Source organism: Xanthomonas sp. SHU 199, from assembly GCF_000364665.1.
In the GTDB taxonomy this organism is placed as follows: Bacteria; Pseudomonadota; Gammaproteobacteria; order Xanthomonadales; family Xanthomonadaceae; genus Xanthomonas_A; species Xanthomonas_A sontii.
Genome location: NZ_AQOI01000308.1, coordinates 1 through 2,827, shown reverse-complemented (window position 1 = coordinate 2,827; position 2,827 = coordinate 1). Strand labels below are relative to the sequence as shown.

At 68.9% G+C, this 2,827-nt stretch carries 2 protein-coding genes and 1 pseudogene; all 3 read right to left on the bottom strand.

Annotation, left to right across the window (positions count from 1 at the left end; genetic code table 11):
- Window positions 1-839, bottom strand: an 839-nt coding sequence (locus D183_RS0111175; protein ID WP_017909064.1) for an NAD(P)H-dependent flavin oxidoreductase, incomplete at its 3' end; no start/stop codon positions are given.
- Between the two features lie 245 nt (window positions 840-1,084).
- Complete coding sequence (locus D183_RS0111170; RefSeq protein ID WP_157835204.1) at window positions 1,085-1,987, bottom strand: hypothetical protein; 903 nt, start codon at window positions 1,985-1,987, stop codon at window positions 1,085-1,087.
- A 204-nt stretch (window positions 1,988-2,191) separates the two neighbouring features.
- A pseudogene (locus tag D183_RS24505) lies at window positions 2,192-2,827 on the bottom strand (hypothetical protein); the annotation flags it as partial.

Genomic DNA, 2,827 nt, shown 5'->3' with positions numbered 1-2,827 from the left:
TCCAGGCGGCCGGAAAAGGCGCGGGTCAACGTGGTCTGCTCGGGTTCGGCCTGGGCCAGCGCGTCCGCCCAGGCCGGTGCCAGCGCCGCCTCCGGGGTGCGCAGCAGGGCGGTGCCGATCTGCACCGCGCTCGCGCCCAGGGTCAAAGCGGCGGCGATGCCACGGCCGTCGCCGATGCCGCCGGCGGCGATCACCGGGATCTGCAGTTGGTCGGCCAGCCGCGGCAGCAGCGCGAACAGCCCGGTCAACTGCCGCTCGGCGCTGCCGGCCTCGAAGGCGCCGCGATGGCCGCCGGCTTCCGCCCCCTGGGCGACCACCGCATCGGCACCGGCGGCCTGCGCAGCCAGCGCCTCGTCCAGGGTGGTGGCGCAGGCGAACCAGACGATCCCGGCCTGCTGCAGGCGCTGCACCTGGTCCGGCCGGAACAGGCCCATGATCGACGAGGCCACTGCCGGCCGCGCCGCGAGCAGGGCCTCGAACTGGGCATCGAAATCGGCCGGCGCCGCATCGCCGGCGGCGGCGTCGACCGGCGGACCCCAGGCCGCGAGAAAGGCACGCACCTCGGCCTCGGCAGCAGCATCGCGCGCGGGCAACGGATCCGGCACCCACAGATTGACCTGCGCCGGCCCGCCGCCGGCGGCGCGGAACGCGTCCATCCACGCCACGATGTCCTGCGGCGCCGACAGCACCGCGCCCATCGCCCCCATGCCGCCGGCCGTGGCGACCGCGGCCGACAGCGGCACCGGGCAGGCACCGGCCATCGGGCTGAGCAGGATCGGCAGGCGCAGACCGAAGCGCTCGCAGAACGTGGTGGCGCGAGCCTGAAGCGAAGACTGCATTGCCCTCTCACCGTGCGCGGAAGGCATCAGTATGCGGGACACAGCCTGCCTTTGCCGCCGGAGGGCACCAGCACAAAGGCGACCTCCCTATCGCGATGGGCGGCGCGTCCAGCGCAAATACCGTGGGCGACTGCATACGCCATGGCATGTCTTGCTGGGATTGCGAACGTCTTTCCCCAACCCGGATGACGTCACCAGCGAAATGGAAGCGGCGGGTCCGTGCATCACGGACCCGCCAAGCGCAGTCAGGCGCCGAAGTGGATGCTGCCTCGTAAAGGTGCGGAATTCGCGTCGCAGAACTGCTCGAAGTCCGCATAGAACCGGACCACGTTGCCCTGCGCATCCTGTTCGATCTTGCGCACGTTCAAGGTGCCACGGGTCGCGTTGCACCCTCGCCCGTTGCCGTAGAAATCGAACCCGGCGTTGAGGCTGTCGGCGAACCGGCTGATGGAATAGCGCCCCGGTACCAAGGTCTTGCCGGCGGGTGCCGCAATGGTCGCAGTCCAATCGTCGCGCAGCCCCGAGGCGGCATACCGAAGCCGTGACGGCGTCCCGTCCAATGCAAACACGCTCGTATCGTTGTAATACGTCTTGTCCACACCACCGCCGACATAGTCGCCGTCACCGCTGTTCAATTTCAGATACAGCGGCGCTGCGTTGTAGCTGACCACGCCCGCGAGCGCCGGCGCCTTGTTGGTCTCGCATTGCTGGACGAAGGATGCTTCCAGCTGATCCACGTTCCCGGCGGCATCGAACGCGACCTGCCGGATCGATACCTTTCCCCAGATCCTGTTGCAGCCCCGCCCCGTGCTTGAGACGTCGAGCCCGGGCGAGCGGCCTGTCTTGAACGCCGAGCGCTCTGCATTGGCATAAACGCCGGGAGCCAGCCCAGTCCCGACGGGCGGCCTGATCGTGATCGACCAGTACTCGCCCGCCGTACTGGTGATGGACAGCTCGACCCGATCCTTGGTGCCGCGCACGCCGAATGTCGCGTTCGCGTCGGTCAGAACGGCCTTCTTGCCCTGGCCGATGTAGTCGCCTGCGTTGCTGGAATACGAAAAGATCGAGGCTGCGTCACACGCAAACGCCAATCCGGCACCCGCCAGCACCGCCGCGAACCTGCACACTTGTCCATTGAGTCCTTGCATACATCCTCCGATGATTAGGGTTGCCCGGTCCGGAGCAAGCCATGTCCGTCCGCGGACGCGTCATCCTAGACATCGCCAGTGTCATGCGCTGCGACTGGCATCGCAGCCACTGACGCAGCGAAACGACAGGTCGCCGCACTGCGTACCAAGCCCTCCCCGCCGCCGCCGGCCATCTTCGGCATCAATGCTCTGCGGCGGCGACGCTCACGGCAGCGGCACCGGCAAACATTGCCGGTCCCGATCGCCGACCCACACCTGCTGCAGGGAAAAAGCGCGCAACCGTGACGGGCACTGGACGAAGGCACCCCACAGCCGCAGATCGACGAACGTCTCGACAGCACGATCGCGCCACGCCGCCGGACCAGACAGCCGCAGCTCCAGGCAATACAGCGCATCGACCGGACACACCACCTCCACGCATGTCAGCGTCGCCGTGGACGGACGCAAGGCCATCAGCTGCGGCCCGTGCAACAGCGCGAACAGCCCCAGTTCGCCGTCGGTCGGACGGCTGCCGCCGGGCACCGGCAGTGACCGACCAAACAGGCCGGATGTCCACACCGCCTCCAGCACCAGGACGTCGCCCTGGCTCAGCTGCAGAAAGTGACGATGCACGACCACGTCATCCGCGGTATCCGCCACCGCGGTGTCCGGCGCTCCACGCACGTCCCAGGCCCGCTCGGCGCTGGCGAACAGCAACGCGGCCGCGGCCGGCACGCGCGCCACGCAACGCGGCGGCAACTGCGCCAGCGGCCATGCGTCACGCGCTGATGCCTCGGCAACGGCGAGGCTGCCATCGGGGCGCTGCGCATACGCCAGCGGCGTGCCGCGCAGCGGCTGCAC